The 16773-nt window shown below is 54.9% G+C and carries 13 protein-coding genes; 6 read left to right on the top strand and 7 right to left on the bottom strand.

What is annotated here, in order from left to right; genetic code table 11:
* Positions 1–127 precede the first annotated feature (127 nt).
* Positions 128–1351, bottom strand: a complete 1224-nt coding sequence (gene pepT, locus AC2FAK_RS14115; RefSeq protein WP_013097087.1) for a peptidase T — start codon at positions 1349–1351, stop codon at positions 128–130.
* Positions 1352–1617: 266 nt separating this feature from the next.
* Here pepT and potA point away from each other — a divergent pair, with 266 nt between their 5' ends.
* Genes potA through potD form a run of 4 tightly spaced genes read left to right on the top strand, consistent with a single transcriptional unit; the run spans position 1618 to position 5396 of the window.
* A complete protein-coding gene (potA, locus tag AC2FAK_RS14110; protein ID WP_013097089.1) occupies positions 1618–2736 on the top strand; it encodes a spermidine/putrescine ABC transporter ATP-binding protein PotA in 1119 nt (372 codons plus the stop codon).
* Complete coding sequence (gene potB / locus AC2FAK_RS14105; protein WP_013097090.1) at positions 2720–3577, top strand: spermidine/putrescine ABC transporter permease PotB; 858 nt, start codon at positions 2720–2722, stop codon at positions 3575–3577. Before potA ends, potB begins: the two co-directional genes overlap by 17 nt.
* Positions 3574–4365, top strand: a complete 792-nt coding sequence (potC, locus tag AC2FAK_RS14100; RefSeq protein ID WP_013097091.1) for a spermidine/putrescine ABC transporter permease PotC — start codon at positions 3574–3576, stop codon at positions 4363–4365. Before potB ends, potC begins: the two co-directional genes overlap by 4 nt.
* Positions 4362–5396 carry a spermidine/putrescine ABC transporter substrate-binding protein PotD gene (potD, locus tag AC2FAK_RS14095; protein WP_013097092.1) on the top strand — a complete coding sequence of 345 codons (1035 nt, stop codon included), beginning with the start codon at positions 4362–4364 and terminating at the stop codon, positions 5394–5396. Before potC ends, potD begins: the two co-directional genes overlap by 4 nt.
* Positions 5397–5439: 43 nt before the next feature.
* Here potD and AC2FAK_RS14090 read toward each other — a convergent pair whose 3' ends face one another.
* The 6 genes from AC2FAK_RS14090 to lolC form a co-directional block, all read right to left on the bottom strand.
* On the bottom strand, positions 5440–6669 hold the full coding sequence (locus AC2FAK_RS14090) for an EAL and HDOD domain-containing protein (RefSeq protein WP_045295791.1): 1230 nt from the start codon (positions 6667–6669) through the stop codon (positions 5440–5442).
* 224 nt (positions 6670–6893) lie between these two features.
* Complete coding sequence (gene cobB / locus AC2FAK_RS14085) at positions 6894–7715, bottom strand: Sir2 family NAD+-dependent deacetylase (protein WP_095455653.1); 822 nt, start codon at positions 7713–7715, stop codon at positions 6894–6896.
* Between the two features lie 14 nt (positions 7716–7729).
* Positions 7730–8641, bottom strand: coding sequence for an N-acetylglucosamine kinase (gene nagK, locus AC2FAK_RS14080; protein WP_062856434.1), 912 nt, complete (start codon positions 8639–8641; stop codon positions 7730–7732).
* Between the two features lie 53 nt (positions 8642–8694).
* Positions 8695–9939, bottom strand: a complete 1245-nt coding sequence (gene lolE / locus AC2FAK_RS14075; RefSeq protein ID WP_047024063.1) for a lipoprotein-releasing ABC transporter permease subunit LolE — start codon at positions 9937–9939, stop codon at positions 8695–8697.
* Positions 9939–10640 (bottom strand): lipoprotein-releasing ABC transporter ATP-binding protein LolD, encoded by a 702-nt coding sequence (gene lolD / locus AC2FAK_RS14070; RefSeq protein WP_013097097.1) that lies wholly within the window; start codon positions 10638–10640, stop codon positions 9939–9941. The genes lolE and lolD overlap by 1 nt, the downstream gene beginning before the upstream one ends.
* A complete protein-coding gene (lolC, locus tag AC2FAK_RS14065) occupies positions 10633–11832 on the bottom strand; it encodes a lipoprotein-releasing ABC transporter permease subunit LolC (RefSeq protein ID WP_095455652.1) in 1200 nt (399 codons plus the stop codon). Before lolC ends, lolD begins: the two co-directional genes overlap by 8 nt.
* A 256-nt stretch (positions 11833–12088) precedes the next feature.
* On the opposite strand from lolC, the gene AC2FAK_RS14060 reads away from it, so the two are divergent.
* Positions 12089–13162, top strand: coding sequence for an acyltransferase family protein (locus AC2FAK_RS14060; RefSeq protein ID WP_020689585.1), 1074 nt, complete (start codon positions 12089–12091; stop codon positions 13160–13162).
* A 148-nt stretch (positions 13163–13310) separates the two neighbouring features.
* Positions 13311–16757 (top strand): transcription-repair coupling factor, encoded by a 3447-nt coding sequence (gene mfd, locus AC2FAK_RS14055; RefSeq protein ID WP_020689586.1) that lies wholly within the window; start codon positions 13311–13313, stop codon positions 16755–16757.
* Positions 16758–16773 lie beyond the last annotated feature (16 nt).

Here is a 16773-nt window from a genome sequence, read left to right as displayed (position 1 = left end):
ACAGGCTCGTGGCCTAAGGCCGGGTACGGCATGTGGACTGCCTGACAGAAAGAACTGGCCGGTTCTTTCTGTACGGGAGGATAATACAAGGCCGGGTAAGGCGAAGCCGCCACCCGGCTTAATGTGGCTAACGCTTCGCGGTTAACTCCGCAATCCGCACAATCACCTTCACCGCTTTTTCCATCCCTTCCAGCGTCACAAACTCATGCTTACCGTGGTAGTTGTATCCCCCGGTAAAGAGATTCGGGCACGGCAATCCCATGAAGGACAGTTGCGAACCGTCGGTGCCGCCGCGAATCGGCTTCAGCACCGGTTCAATATCGCAGTCGCGCATGGCCTGCTGGGCGATATCCAGGATATGCGGATGCTCCATGACCTTCTCGCGCATATTGTAGTAGCTGTCTTCAATAATCAGCTCAATATAGCAGTCTGGATGCAGCCCCTTACCCACCTTCTTCGCGATTTCCATCATCTTACGCTTGCGCGCTTCGAACGCTTTACGGTCAAAGTCACGCACGATGTAGTGCATCTGCGCGCTGTCCACCGTGCCTTTGATGCTGGTCAGGTGATAAAAACCTTCATAACCTTCGGTCTGCTCCGGGCTCTCATTCGCCGGGACTTCCGCATGAATACGGGACGCCAGCGACAGCGCATTCACCATCACACCTTTGGCGGAGCCAGGATGTACATTATTACCCACAATTTTGATGGTCACGGACGCGGCATTGAAGTTTTCAAATTCCAGTTCGCCCACGCCACCGCCGTCCACGGTATAGGCCCACTGCGCGTTAAAGGCCTCGACATCAAAATGTTTCGCCCCCTTGCCCACCTCTTCATCCGGCGTAAAGGCCACACGGATATCACCGTGCGGAATATTTTTTCCTTTCAGCACCGCCAGTGCCGTCATGATCTCCGCGATACCCGCTTTGTCATCCGCCCCCAGCAGCGTTTTGCCATCCGTGGTGATCAGCGTCTGCCCGAGCAGCTGATGCAACACCGGGAACATCACCGGCGAAAGCACTTCGTCACCTATTCCCAGCGCAATGTCACCGCCACGGTAGTTTTCCACAATCTGCGGATTAACATGTTTACCGCTAAAATCCGGAGAGGTGTCGACATGGGAGATAAAGCCAATCGCCGGAATATCACCGGGGACGTTGGCAGGCAGCGTTCCCATCACAGTGCCTTTTTCGCTCAGGGTGACATTGACCAGCCCCATGGCCTCAAGCTGCTCTTTGAGCAGGTTTAATAACTTCCACTGGCCTTCGGTGCTTGGCACCTGGCGGACACCCGGTTTAGATTGGGTATCCAGCGAAACGTACTGTAAAAAACGCTCAAGTAATTTATCCATGCAGTCACCCTCACTTTTTGTGACAACATTATCAATAAGCATCAAAACGCAAATATTGCGTCAGGTCACTTTTATCCCGCAAACGAGAATATTTTCCGTTTATATCGTGTACGTCAGTAAATGTAGCTTATGAATCAGTGACAAGGATTGGCGATTACAGTGGTTTGCCGTAGAATGTCCGCCCTCATTACGAGTCACCAAGGTGGTTACACACAAACCCCGCTTCGGTCTGCTGCCCGGAGCGTCTATATGGGACAGCGCAAAAATTGAATACTCAATCCCGTTCACGTTCACCGCTGGTGCAACTGGAACGAATTCGTAAAAGTTTTGATGGTAAAGATGTCATTTCCGACCTCAACCTGACCATCAATGATGGTGAATTCCTCACGCTGCTTGGCCCTTCTGGCTGCGGCAAGACAACTGTACTGCGCCTTATCGCCGGGCTGGAAAGCGTCGATAGCGGCCATATCCACCTTGAAAAGCAGGACATTACCCAGGTCCCCGCTGAAGATCGTCACGTTAACACCGTCTTTCAAAGCTATGCTTTGTTCCCGCATATGACCGTGTTTGAAAACGTTGCGTTTGGTCTTCGGATGCAAAAAACACCGGCCAGTGAGATCCCGCCGCGCGTGACCGAGGCGCTACGGATGGTACAGCTGGAGGAGTTTGCTCAACGCAAACCGCATCAGCTGTCTGGTGGCCAACAGCAACGTGTGGCCATCGCCCGCGCGGTGGTTAACAAACCGCGTCTGCTTCTGCTGGATGAGTCCCTCTCCGCGCTGGACTACAAACTGCGCAAGCAGATGCAGAACGAGCTTAAGGCCCTGCAGCGTAAGCTCGGCATCACCTTCGTCTTTGTGACGCATGACCAGGAAGAAGCGCTCACCATGTCCGACCGTATCGTGGTGATGCGTGATGGCAAAATCGAGCAGGACGGCACGCCGCGCGAAATCTACGAAGAGCCGAAAAACCTGTTTGTGGCGAGCTTCATTGGCGAGATCAATATCTTCAACGCCACGGTTATCGAGCGTCTGGATGAGCAGCGCGTTCGGGCGAATGTCGAAGGCCGCGAGTGCAATATCACCGTTAACTTTGCCGTTGAGAAGGGACAAAAGCTCAACGTGTTGTTACGCCCGGAAGATCTGCGCGTCGAGGAGATCCACGGCAATGCGCAAGCCGAAGGATTGATCGGCTATATCCGCGAGCGTAATTACAAGGGGATGACGCTGGAATCCGTTGTCGAACTGGAAAACGGTAAGATGGTGATGGTCAGCGAGTTCTTTAACGAGGACGACCCGGACTTTGATCACTCGCTCGATCAGAAAATGGTTATTAACTGGGTAGAAAGCTGGGAGGTTGTGCTGGCTGATGAAGAACACAAGTAAATTCCAGAATGTGGTGATTGCCACGATCGTCGGTTGGCTTGTGTTGTTTGTCTTTTTACCCAACCTGATGATCATCGCCACCAGCTTTTTGACCCGCGACGATGCCCACTTTGTGGCGCTGGTCTTTACGCTGGATAACTACTCACGTTTGCTCGATCCGCTCTACTTTGATGTGCTGCTGCACTCATTGAACATGGCGCTGATCGCCACCGTTGCCTGCCTGGTGCTGGGGTATCCCTTCGCGTGGTTCCTGGCGCGTCTGCCGCAAAAAATCCGCCCGCTGCTGCTCTTTTTACTGATTGTGCCGTTCTGGACCAACTCCTTAATTCGCATCTACGGGCTGAAAATTTTCCTCAGCACCAAAGGCTATCTGAACGAGTTTCTGCTGTGGCTGGGAGTGATTGATACGCCAATCCGCATTATGTTTACCCCGGGTGCGGTGATTATTGGTCTGGTCTATATCCTGCTGCCGTTTATGGTGATGCCGCTCTACTCCAGCATTGAGAAGCTGGATAAACCGCTGCTGGAAGCGGCCAAAGATCTGGGGGCGAATAAGCTGCAGACCTTTATCCGCATTATCATTCCGCTGACGATGCCCGGCATTATCGCGGGCTGTCTGCTGGTGATGCTTCCGGCGATGGGCTTGTTCTACGTCTCTGACCTGATGGGCGGTGCGAAAAACCTGCTGATCGGAAACGTGATTAAGAGCCAGTTCCTTAACATTCGCGACTGGCCGTTCGGCTCCGCCACCAGCATTACGCTGACGGTGGTGATGGGTCTGATGCTGCTGGTTTACTGGCGCGCTTCACGGCTGCTGAATAAGAAGGTGGAACTCGAATGATCGGTCGACTGCTTCGCGGCGGTTTTATGACCGCCATTTACGCTTACCTGTATATTCCGATTATCATTTTGATCGTGAACTCGTTTAACAGTTCACGCTTCGGGATCAACTGGCAGGGCTTTACCACTAACTGGTACAGCCTGCTGATGAACAACGACAGCCTGCTCCAGGCCGCGCAGCACTCATTAACGATGGCGATTTTTTCAGCAACGTTCGCCACGCTGATTGGTTCTCTCACCGCCGTGGCACTGTATCGCTACCGCTTTCGCGGTAAACCGTTCGTCAGCGGCATGCTGTTTGTGGTGATGATGTCACCGGATATCGTCATGGCGATTTCTCTGCTGGTACTGTTTATGCTGCTGGGTGTCCAACTCGGCTTCTGGTCGCTGCTGTTTTCCCACATCACCTTCTGCCTGCCATTTGTGGTGGTGACGGTCTATGCACGCCTGAAAGGCTTTGATGTGCGTATGCTGGAGGCCGCAAAAGATCTCGGCGCCAGCGAGATGACCATCTTGCGCAAAATTATCCTGCCGCTGGCGATGCCCGCCGTCGCGGCCGGGTGGCTGCTCAGCTTCACTCTGTCGATGGATGACGTTGTGGTCTCCTCTTTCGTGACCGGGCCGAGCTATGAAATTCTGCCGTTGAAAATCTATTCGATGGTGAAAGTCGGCGTCTCGCCTGAGGTGAACGCGCTGGCGACCATACTGTTAGTGTTCTCTCTGGTACTGGTGATTGCCAGCCAGATTATTGCTCGTGATAAAACAAAATCTCAGGGGACAATGAAATGAAAAAAATGCTTGCCGCTGCGGCACTGGTGCTCGGAATGGGCGTCGCGCACGCTGATGACAGCAAAACGCTCTACTTCTATAACTGGACTGAGTATGTGCCGCCGGGTCTGCTGGAGCAGTTCACCAAAGAGACGGGCATTAAGGTCATCTACTCCACCTACGAGTCCAATGAAACCATGTACGCCAAGCTTAAAACGTACAAGGACGGCGCGTACGATCTGGTGGTGCCATCGACCTACTTCGTCGACAAGATGCGTAAAGAGGGCATGATCCAGAAGATCGACAAGTCGAAGCTGACCAACTTCAACAACCTCGATCCGCAGATGCTCAACAAACCGTTCGATCCGAACAACGACTACTCCATTCCGTACATCTGGGGTGCGACCGCCATCGGGGTTAACAGCGAAGCAATCGATCCTAAAACCGTCACCCAGTGGGCCGACCTGTGGAAGCCTGAATACAAAGGCAGCCTGCTGTTAACCGACGATGCCCGTGAAGTGTTCCAGGTGGCGCTGCGCAAGCTGGGTTACTCGGGCAACACAACGGACCCGAAAGAGATTGAAGCGGCCTATAACGAGCTGAAAAAACTGATGCCTAACGTGGCGGCGTTCAACTCCGATAACCCGGCGAATCCGTATATGGAAGGGGAAGTGAATCTCGGCATGGTGTGGAACGGCTCTGCATGGGTTGCGCGTCAGGCCGGTACGCCGCTGGAGGTCGTCTGGCCGAAAGAAGGCGGTATCTTCTGGATGGACAGCCTGGCTATTCCTGCGAATGCGAAAAACGTTGACGGTGCCCTGAAGCTCATTAACTTCCTGCTGCGCCCGGACGTGGCGAAGCAGGTTGCCGAGACCATTGGCTACCCGACGCCAAACCTGGCCGCCCGCAAGCTGCTGAAGCCTGAAGTGGCGAATGATAAGTCCCTCTACCCGGATGCCGACACCATCAGCAAAGGTGAATGGCAAAACGATGTCGGCGATGCGAGCCGTCTGTATGAAGAGTATTACCAGAAATTAAAAGCCGGCCGATAAGGGCCGCAGTCTGGCTCCTCACGTCGCCACGCCGTGAGGGGCCTTAACCCGCCGCATTTTCCCCCGCCCAGATCGTCGCCGTTCTCATGGCATCCACAACGTCATCATCCGACAGCCCAAGACCGTTCGCTATCCTGGCCGCCTCCTCCCACTCCTGCTGTTCATAGTGGCGGCACAGCGCCACCATATCGGCTAACACGCCTTCCTGATGACACAGGGCCTGGCTGACAGCCTGCGGCACCGCAATTTGCTTCATCAACTCCGCCATTGGCAATTCAAGCAAGGTATCAAGCAGAGAGAACAGGCCACACATAAACGCGTTTTCCGCCAGCCCCGGCGCAGGCATCTTCTCTGCAATCAGCTCACAGAATTTGCCCCGCATCATGCTCAGAGGATACAGCTCGTCGACGGTGTCGTTGCCGGCACTGGCCAGCACCACCACCGCAACAAAGCGTCGCAGCTGATTTTCCCCCAGATACCTGAGGACTTCGCTGAGCGTTAACTTGCTAAAATTGCATGCACCGACGTGTTTAAACGCCGTGTGTTTCATATAACGCATGATTTTATAGGACAAGGTGAGATCGGTTTTTATTAACGACTCGATGATCCGAAAATCAGGTTTATTCCGCCCTACTTCCATCTGCAGGCGGAAAATCGCCAGTTGATTTTGTGATAAGCGCTTATATTTAATCACTTCAGGGCGACAGAAAAAGTAACCCTGAAAAAGCGAAAAACCGGCATCACGATAGCGTTTGAATTCCTCTTTAGTCTCAACTTTTTCAGCGAGATACTTTATATGGTGGGTCAGGCTTTTACGTGTACGCAGGTAATCCTGAATTTGCGCTAAGGTATAATTTCTGACATCAAATTTAAGTACAGAAATATAGGGTAAAAAGCGGTCCCATTCCGGCGCGAGGGTAAAATCATCAAGCGCAAAGCGATATCCGTGCGCATTCATCTCTTTCACAGCCTGCAATAACGCCTCGCCGGGAACCGCATCTTCAAGGATCTCAATGACCACGCTCTCCTTGTCCAGCGCTTCACCGCTGCGGTCGATGACCATTCTGGATGGAAAGTTGATAAACAAGGTCTGTGTCCCGGCGATACGCTGAGACGGTACAGATAAAAAATGGTCGGATATCATTCTGGATGTTGCATATTCTGCCGATACATCCGGAAAACGGTTTGCCATCCCATCCCTGAAAAGCAGTTCATAAGCTACCGTATTCATATCCGGGTTAAAAATGGGTTGTCTCGCAATAAATCCGTACATATCCCATCCTCCTTATCGACGTTATATTTATTAGCATCCTCTTTCTACACCACGATAACGAGCATTATTAAGCACTATTTTGATTGAATGCACAAAATAATAGCATCCACACTAATTAACAGGGCTTATATTCTGGTTTAGTAAACATCATTAATGGTAATTTCAGCGGACGAGTTTATAAAAAAAAGCACCCACTGAATGGGTGCCTTTTCATACTGTCGCTATTACAGACCTTTGAGCAGCTTGTCGACGAACTCGGGTACGACCTCGCTTGCCAGCCCATAGTGCTTCTCTTCAAACTCGCTTCCCACCTGGCTTGGTTCGAGGTTCAGCTCTACGGTATGCGCACCGTGCAGACGCGCTTCGTGAACAAACCCCGCCGCCGGATAGACATGCCCTGAGGTACCGATGGCGATAAACACATCCGCCATGGCCAGCGCGCTGTAAATCTCATCCATCCCCAGCGGCATTTCACCAAACCAGACCACATGCGGACGCAGACGCGAAGGGAACTGGCAGCAGTGACATTTATCCTCAGGCAGCACGTCCTCTTTCCAGTCCAGCACCTGGCCGCTCCAGGCACAGCGCACCTTCAGTAGTTCGCCGTGCATGTGGATGATGTTTTTGTTGCCGGCTCGCTCGTGCAGGTTATCGATATTCTGCGTAACCAGCAGAAAACGGTCACCCAGCGCTTCCTCCAGCTTCGCCAGCGCCAGGTGCGCCAGATTAGGCGCTATTTCTGGCTGCTGAAGCTGACGACGGCGGGCATTGTAAAATGCCTGCACAAGATCCGGGTCACGGGCGAAGCCTTCTGGTGTTGCCACATCCTCCACACGGTGCTCTTCCCACAACCCGTCCGCAGCACGGAAGGTTCGAATACCGGACTCGGCAGAGATCCCCGCCCCGGTCAGCACCACCACTCTGGGTTTATCCATCGCTTCTGGCATCATTCTGTCTCTGAAAAAGATCCGCTGGCGCAAGCGCTCACGTAAGCGGCGTTTATTTTTGCGAAAACGGCTGAGTCGACCCTGGCGACGCGACAGCATAGTAACCTCGTAAACTAGTCGGTGAGATGAAGGAATGCGGCTCCGCGCATGCCTCCTGCGTCCCCGTGTCGCGCACGTTCAATACGCGGCACGCGGGCGACTGGCAATAAATGTCGGGGCAGACGCCCGGACAGGTGCTCCGTTATCGCGGTAAAGTTTGATAACCCGCCCCCAATCACCAGCAGATCCGGATCGACGATGGTGAGGATATTCCCCAGACACACCGCCAGCAGATCGAGATAACGTTCAACGTGCTCTCGCGCCTGCGCATCGCCTTGCTCCCACAGGGTAATGATTTGAGGGGCTTCGAGTTTCTGATGATAGAAGTGTTCGTAAAGCCATGCAAACCCACGACCTGACAGGTAGTTCTCAATACAGCCATGCTGACCACAGCCGCAGCGGGTAAGCGGGAAATCGCGTCCCACGATCTCAAGCGCATCTACCGGTAAACGGATATGACCAAACTCTCCCGTGATATAGCTGCGCCCGGTGATCGGTTTGCCATTAATCACAATTCCCCCGCCAACGCCGGTGCCAAGGATCAACCCCATCACCAGCGGATAGTGACGGAATTCATCATCCCAGGCTTCAGAGAGCGCAAAGCAGTTGGCATCGTTATCTAAACGCACGTCGCGTTCAAGGAGAGCAGAGAGATCGGCGCGCAGCGGTTTGCCGCTGGCAGCAGGGACGTTGGCGGCATACAGCGTGCCGTCGTCGGTTTCAGGCATGCCTGGAATACCGATGCCGACGCTGCCTTTCACGCCAAAGCGTTCATCCGCTTGCGCCACCAGCGCGGCAATGGCGGTTAAAAATTCATCGTAGCTTTCGCGCGGCGTGGGAACGCGGGTTTCCCACTGCAGTTTGAGATCGTTATCAAACGCGCCGAGCGCAATTTTGGTGCCGCCAATATCAAATCCGTAATACATAACGCATTCCTCTTTTAACCTGGCGGCCCGTAAGCCGCTAGATCATGACGTAATTACTGGCCACTTAATACCCTCGCCGGATCAATTCGGCTTGCGCGACGCGCCGGATACCAGCTTGCCAGCAGACTCAGTAAAAGTGCTGTAACCAGCACATAAATAACGTCCAGCCAGTGCAATTCAGACGGCAGGAAGTCAATAAAATAGATATCACCCGACAGGAACTGGTGGCCGATCAGCTTCTCAATTCCGTTGATGATTGGCGTGAGCTGTAACGACACCACGACGCCAATCACCACCCCGCACAGGCTACCGAACAGCCCCGCCAGCAGACCATACCAGACAAAGATGGCGCGAATAAGACCGTCCTTTGCCCCAAGGGTACGCAGAACCGCGATGTCGCCACTCTTGTCTTTGACCGCCATAACCAGCGTCGAGACGATATTAAAGCACGCTACACCAATCACCAGCACCATCGCCAGATACATGATGGCGCGGATCATCTGGATATCACGATACATATACCCGTAAGTGCCGATCCAGCTTTTGATGTAGACATAGTTATTGGTCACGCTGCCCGCATCACGCACCAGTTTATTGGCATTGAAGACGTCGTTAACCTTAATGGCGATGCCCGTCACGCTGTCGCCCATGTCCAGATACTGACGTGCGTCTTCCAGCGGTACCATTGCAAAGCTGTGATCGAGTTGACCGCTCAGTTGCAGGATCCCGGTGACGTGCAGACGCACGCGCTTAGGCTGCTGTAATTTATGGTCAGCGCTGGCGTTTGGGATCATGATCGACACCCAGTCGCCCTGCTTCACTTTCAGCGCGTCGGCCACACCTTTGCCCATGATGATCTGTTGCTCACCGGCCTTAAAGTTTGCCCACGCGCCGTTCTGCACATACTTCGGCAGCGCGCTCAGACGCGCCTCCTGCGCCGGGTTCACCCCTTTCACCTGGATGGCGCGCAGGTTAACACCGCTTTCCACCAGCCCTGTGAAGTTAATGTAAGGTGCAGCGGCGGCAATACCCGGCACGTTTTCCACTTTGCTGAGGGCATCACTCCAGTTGTTCCACGGCTGATTAACCGGTTCGATTTCGCCGTGCGGCACAACGGCCAAAATACGGTTATTCAACTCACGCTCAAAACCATTCATGGCGCTTAACCCTACGATCAACACCGCCACGCCGAGCGCAATACCGATGGTGGAGATCACCGAGATAAGGGAGACCATCCCGCCGCGACGACGCCCGCGGCTGAAGCGTAGCCCGATGAGTAACGATAACGGTGAGGCCATTACTCCGCTCCCATCAGAGTCAGTTCAGCGTTCAGATGACCGTCACGCATCTCAAGCTGGCGTCCCATCCGTTTTGCCAGCTGCAAATCGTGGGTCACCACCAGAAACGCCGTCCCCTGTGAGGCATTCAGCTCACCCAGAAGCTGGAAAATACTGTCAGCATTGCGCGCATCCAGGTTGCCGGTTGGTTCATCCGCCAGCACCAGACGCGGGTTGTTCACCAGCGCACGGGCAATTGCTACACGCTGACGCTCGCCACCGGACAGCTCAGACGGACGGTGGTCACCGCGATGCCCCAGGCCTACGGCTTTCAGCATGTCGCTGGCACGGGCATTAATTTCTGCCGGTTTCTTTTTACCAATCAGCAAAGGCATCGCCACGTTTTCCAGTGCCGTGAAATCCGGCAACAGGTGGTGGAACTGGTAGATAAAGCCCAGCTCACGGTTACGCAGCTCCGCTTTTGCCGCAGAAGACATTTTGCTCATCGGCTGGCCTGAGAAAATTACGTCGCCACTGGTCGGCGTATCCAGCCCGCCCAGCAGGTGTAATAAGGTACTTTTGCCGGAACCGGAGCTGCCGACAATCGCCATCATCTCGCCTTCGCCCACGCTGAAGCTCACATTGTGCAGCACATCAGTCTGTACAGAGCCTTCCTGATAGCGTTTGGACAGGTTGTCGCATTGCAACAGGATCTTATTCATAACGTAAAGCCTCAGCGGGTTGAGTGGCGGCAGCGCGCCAGGAAGGATAGAGCGTAGAAAGCAGCGCAATGGCCATCGCGGCCAGCGCAATACCGACCACCTGCAGCGGTTCGATAGCAACCGGCAGCGCCGCGCCATCAAGCAGCGCGCCGATGATCGGCATTAAGTTATTCAACTGACTGGCCAGCAGCGCCCCGAGAACCGCCCCGAGTAACGCGCCAATGATCCCGGCGCTGGCCCCCTGCACCATAAAGACGGCCATAATCTGGCGCGGCGTCAGCCCCTGGGTTTGCAGGATGGCAACTTCGCCCTGCTTTTCCATTACCATCAGACCAAGCGAGGTGATGATGTTAAATGCCGCGACCGCGACGATCAGGCTTAGCAGCAGGCCCATCATATTTTTTTCCATACGCACGGCCTGGAACAGTTCGCCTTTACGCTCGCGCCAGTCCTGCCATTTTGTGCCTTCCGGCAAGGTTTGCTGGCTGAGGGTATCGACCTTCAGCGGTGCGTCGAGCCACAGACGCCAGCCGGTAATATTGCCCACCGGATAACGCATCAGTCGCGAAGCATCCTGGATATTCATGAGCATCTGGTAGCCGTCAACTTCGCTGTTGGCGGCAAACGTGCCAATCACGGTGAACAGACGCTGGCTGGGCAAACGTCCCATCGGCGTAAACTGGCTGGCAGACGGCACCATCACGCGCAGCTGGTCGCCACGGTTGACCCCAAGCTGCCCGGCAAGCTGCTCGCCGAGGATCACGTTGTATTTGCCCGCTTCCAGATCGCTTTGCTTCACGTTGACCAGATACGGCGTGAGCGGATCTTTTTGCGTCGGGTCAATCCCCAGCATGACGCCCACCGCCACGCTGCGGGCGCTTTGCAGAACGACATCGCCCGTTGTCACCGGCGCAACGCGCGTGACACCCTGTAACTTCGCCGCACTTTCCGGCAGTTGTTGCGGGTTAACGGAACCGCTGGTAGAAGAGAGAATGGCCTGCGGCATCAGCCCCAGGATGTTGTTTTGCAGCTCGCGCTCAAAGCCGTTCATGACGGAAAGCACCGTCACCAGTGCCATCACGCCAAGCGTAATGCCAATAGTCGAAAGCCAGGAGACAAAGCGACCGAAACGGTCCGCGGCGCGCCCACGCATGTAGCGTAAGCCTATGAAGAGTGCGACAGGTTGATACATGAAGTCCGTCTGTTTGCTGATAGCAGACCCACGAGTATATAAGCGAATCCGTTAAGCGTAAATGACTGAAACCGTAAGCTTTGGTAATCATTTTTCTGAAAAATTCAGATAAATCAGAACGCTACTCTTCGAATTATCGCGCCACACCCTCCACCTTTTCCGAAAAACTTCCTGATACAGACTGTTTCCCGTTACATCCCGGCTGCGTTTACCAACAATTGTTCGTTCGTTTATGGCAATAAGGTAGTTGCGAACAATGAAGCAAAAAGCATTATGGATTAACCAGATAAAGGGGCTGTGTATCTGCCTGGTGGTAATCTATCATTCGGTTATCACATTTTATCCCCATCTGACGGGGCTACAACATCCGTTGTCCGGTCTTCTCGCCAAATGCTGGGTCTATTTTAACCTTTATCTCGCGCCCTTCCGTATGCCGGTATTTTTCTTCATATCCGGTTATCTGATCCGTCGTTATATTGACGAGGTGAACTGGCGCACCAGTTTTGACAAACGGATCTGGAGCATTGTCTGGGTCCTTGCGCTGTGGGGCGTATTGCAATGGCAGGCGCTGAGCCACCTCAATGCCTGGCTGGCACCTGAACGTGAGCTGGCCACCTCCTCAAACGCCGCGTATGCCGATTCACTTTCCGGGTTTGCGTGGGGGATGCTCACTGCCAGCACCAGCCTGTGGTATCTGTACGCCCTGGTGGTCTATTTCACGCTATGTAAACTGCTTAGCCGCTGGAAGCTGCCCGTACTGGGGCTGCTGGCACTGGCCAGCATCGCAATCAATTTCCTGCCGCTGCCGTGGTGGGGAATGAACAGCGTGGTACGCAATATGATCTACTACAGCCTTGGCGCGTGGTATGGCGCAGAGCTGATGGCCTGGATGAAGGGGCTGAACCTGCGTCGCACCTGGCTGGCGCTGGCCGCTTTTGCTGCGGTCTCCGTGGTACTGTGGTTTGCTAACGTTCCGCTGCTGCTTTCCCTGCTGTCGATCGTGCTGATCATGAAGCTTTTCTATAGCCTCGAGCAGCGTTATGCCGTTCATCCCAGCAACCTGCTTAACGTTATCGGCTCAAACACCATCGCTATCTACACCACGCACCGCATCCTGATAGAGGCCTTCAGCCTGTTCCTGATTGGTGAGATGAATGCTGCCTACTGGCCGGTCTGGGCCGAGCTTGCCTTAATCCTGGTCTACCCATTTGCCAGCCTGCTGATCTGCACCCTCGCCGGGCTTGGCGTACGCAAAATATCGACGGCACTGTTTGGCGATCTGTTCTTCTCTCCCCCTTCCGCGAGCGCACTGTCTCCGGCAACCCGATAATACCGCCCTCGCCCCCGTCCGGGGGCGAATCTTCCCGCGTTGCAGTTCAGATTTGCTTATGCAAAACGATCGAGGATAATAAAGACATTGCGTATCAGTGATATGCCCCAATACTGTTGGTATATCCACAAGAGACTCTGACATAGCCATGCCTGAACACTATCGTTATTCCCTGCCTGTCAAAGCGGGCGACCAGCGCCAGCTGGGCGAACTCACTGGCGCTGCGTGCGCCACGCTGGTGGCAGAAATCGCTGAGCGACATCCTGGTCCGGTGGTGCTGGTCGCCCCGGATATGCAAAATGCGCTGCGACTGCATGATGAAATTCGCCAGTTCACCGATAACCTGGTCTTCAGTCTGGCCGACTGGGAAACGCTGCCGTATGACAGCTTCTCCCCGCATCAGGAGATCATCTCCTCGCGCCTGTCGACCCTCTATCAGTTACCGACCATGCAGCGCGGCGTGCTGATCGTTCCGGTCAACACCCTGATGCAGCGCGTCTGTCCTCACAGCTATTTGCACGGCCATGCGCTGGTGATGAAAAAAGGTCAGCGCCTGTCCCGGGACGATCTGCGCGCGCAACTGGACAGCGCCGGATACCGTCATGTCGATCAGGTTATGGAGCACGGGGAATACGCCACGCGCGGTGCGTTGCTCGACCTGTACCCGATGGGCAGCGACCAGCCGTATCGACTGGACTTCTTCGACGATGAGATCGACAGCCTGCGCGTATTCGACGCCGACACGCAGCGCACGCTGGAAGAAGTGGAAGCCATCAATTTATTACCCGCCCATGAATTCCCGACGGACAAAACCGCTATCGAGCTGTTCCGCAGCCAGTGGCGCGACAAGTTCGACGTTAAGCGCGACGCTGAGCATATCTATCAGCAGGTCAGCAAAGGTACGCTTCCTGCCGGGATCGAATACTGGCAGCCGCTGTTCTTTAACGAGCCATTGCCCGCCCTGTTCAGCTACTTCCCGGCGAACACGTTGATTGTGAACACCGGTGATATCGACGCCAGCGCCAGCCGCTTTGAGAGCGAAACCCGCGCGCGCTTTGAAAACCGGGGCGTAGACCCAATGCGTCCGCTGCTGCCGCCTGAAGCGCTGTGGCTGCGCACCGACGAGCTCAACGCCGAACTCAAGCGCTGGCCTCGCGTACAATTGAAAACCGATACGCTTGCCGATAAAGCTGCCAACACCAATCTTGCATTCCAGAAGCTGCCAGATTTAGCCGTTCAGGCACAGCAGAAATCCCCGCTGGAGAGTCTGCGCAAGTTCCTCGATGCCTTTACCGGCCCGGTTGTCTTCTCCGTTGAGAGTGAAGGCCGCCGTGAAGCGCTGGGCGAACTGCTGGGGCGGATTAAAGTTGCTCCGAAACGCATTTTGCGCCTGAGCGAAGCCACGGGGACGGGGCGTTATCTGATGATCGGTGCCGCCGAGCACGGGTTTATCGATACCCTCAACAACGTGGCATTAATCTGTGAAAGCGACCTGCTGGGTGAACGTGTTGCGCGTCGCCGTCAGGACAGCCGTCGCACCATTAACCCGGATACGCTGATCCGCAACCTGGCGGAACTCCATCCGGGCCAGCCGATTGTGCACCTTGAACATGGCGTGGGTCGTTATCAGGGGATGACGACGCTGGAGGCCGGTGGCATCAAAGGTGAATACCTGATGCTGACCTACGCTAACGACGCCAAACTCTACGTGCCGGTCTCATCCCTGCATCTGATCAGTCGCTACGCCGGGGGTGCAGAAGAGAATGCACCATTGCATAAACTGGGCGGCGACGCCTGGGCACGCGCCCGGCAGAAAGCGGCGGAAAAAGTGCGTGATGTGGCGGCCGAGCTGCTGGATATCTATGCCCAGCGTGCGGCCAAAGAGGGCTTTGCCTTTAAGCATGATAAAGAGCAGTACCAGCTGTTCTGCGACAGCTTCCCGTTTGAAACCACGCCGGACCAGGCTCAGGCCATCAATGCCGTGTTAAGCGACATGTGTCAGCCGCTGGCAATGGACAGGCTGGTCTGTGGCGATGTCGGCTTCGGGAAAACCGAAGTAGCCATGCGCGCGGCATTCCTCGCCGTCGAGAATAACAAGCAGGTGGCGGTGCTGGTACCCACCACCCTGCTCGCTCAGCAGCACTTCGATAACTTCCGCGACCGCTTTGCCAACTGGCCGGTACGCATCGAGATGCTGTCACGTTTTCGCAGTACCAAAGAGCAAACGCAAATCCTGGAGCAGGCCAGCGAAGGTAAGATCGATATTCTGATCGGCACCCACAAACTGCTGCAGAGCGACGTGAAGTGGAAAGATCTGGGGCTGTTGATTGTTGATGAAGAGCACCGTTTCGGGGTACGCCATAAAGAGCGTATTAAAGCGATGCGTGCCGACGTTGATATCCTGACCCTGACCGCGACGCCAATTCCGCGAACCCTGAACATGGCGATGAGCGGCATGCGCGATCTGTCAATTATCGCCACGCCGCCGGCGCGTCGTCTGGCCGTAAAAACCTTTGTCCGCGAATACGATAATCTGGTGGTACGTGAGGCCATTCTGCGTGAGGTGCTGCGCGGCGGTCAGGTCTATTACCTCTACAACGACGTGGAAAATATTCAGAAAGCGGCAGACCGCCTGGCAGAGCTGGTGCCGGAAGCGCGTATTGCCATCGGTCACGGGCAAATGCGCGAACGCGAGCTGGAACGGGTGATGAACGACTTCCACCACCAGCGCTTTAACGTGCTGGTGTGTACGACCATCATTGAGACCGGGATCGATATCCCGACGGCCAACACCATCATTATTGAACGCGCGGATCATTTCGGTCTGGCACAGCTTCATCAGCTGCGTGGCCGCGTCGGGCGTTCGCACCATCAGGCCTATGCCTGGCTGCTGACGCCGCATCCAAAAGCGATGACCACCGATGCGCAAAAACGTCTGGAAGCGATCGCCTCGCTGGAAGATCTGGGCGCTGGCTTTGCACTGGCGACGCACGACCTGGAGATCCGCGGTGCGGGTGAGCTGTTGGGTGAAGATCAAAGTGGCTCGATGGAAACCATCGGTTTCTCGCTCTACATGGAGTTGCTGGAAAACGCGGTCGATGCCCTCAAGGCCGGACGCGAACCGTCGCTGGAAGACCTCACCAGCCAGCAAACCGAAGTTGAGTTACGCATGCCGTCTCTGCTGCCGGACGATTTCATTCCGGATGTTAATACCCGCCTGTCGTTCTACAAACGTATCGCCAGTGCGAAAAATGAGAACGAGCTGGAAGAGATCAAAGTCGAGCTTATTGACCGCTTTGGCCTGCTCCCGGATGCCGCACGCAACTTGCTGGATATCGCGCGCCTGCGTCAGCAGGCGCAGAAGCTGGGCATCCGTAAGCTTGAGGGCAACGAGAAAGGCGGCGTGATTGAGTTTGCCGAGAAAAACCACGTTAACCCTACGTGGCTCATCGGTTTACTGCAAAAGCAGCCGCAGCATTTCCGCCTGGATGGGCCAACGCGGCTGAAATTTACTCAGGAGCTGACGGAGCGTAAAACCCGTATGGACTGGGTACGCAACTTTATGCGCCAGCTGGAAGAGAACGCGATCGCATAATCTGCTCTGCCCCCGG

This window comes from Enterobacter cloacae complex sp. 394F7, assembly GCF_057320385.1.
The sequence above is the reverse complement of the archived record's forward strand: the minus strand, read 5'-3'. Positions and strand labels throughout refer to the sequence as shown.